The sequence below is a fragment of the Snodgrassella sp. M0351 genome, assembly GCF_016100575.1.
Classification (GTDB): domain Bacteria; phylum Pseudomonadota; class Gammaproteobacteria; order Burkholderiales; family Neisseriaceae; genus Snodgrassella; species Snodgrassella alvi.
On the sequence record NZ_JACFSG010000018.1, the window covers coordinates 1 to 424 of the forward strand.

The 424-nt window shown below is 41.0% G+C and carries 1 pseudogene; it reads left to right on the forward strand.

Going from position 1 to position 424, the window contains the following annotated elements:
- Positions 1 to 424, forward strand: a pseudogene (locus tag H3V01_RS10920) (hypothetical protein); the annotation flags it as partial.

Consider the following 424-nt stretch of genomic DNA (forward strand, 5'->3'; position numbering starts at 1 on the left):
AGAAAGCACTGAAATGGAATGATGATAAAGGCGGATTTGATGCAGGAAGACCAAACAATCTGACCCGTGATCTAGGTTTAGGTAAGATCTTTAACGTGGAAGATGGTGAGATTGCAGCGGGTTCGCATGAAGCAGTAACCGGCGGACAGCTTTACACAGTGCAAACCGATCTGTCTGCTCTGTCAACATCTACATCGGATATAGTGAATTCATTAAACAAAACTCTGGATGAATTATCAACAAGTAATGTTATTACTAATGTAGCTAATCTGACCAAAAATGCATTGCAATGGAAAGATGATGGTACAGGTAACAATACAGGGTTTTATGATGCTGGTTATAATGGTACTGCACAGCGGATTACCAATATTGCAGCCGGTAATATAGCTCAAGGTTCTCTTGATGCGGTTAATGCCGGTCAGTT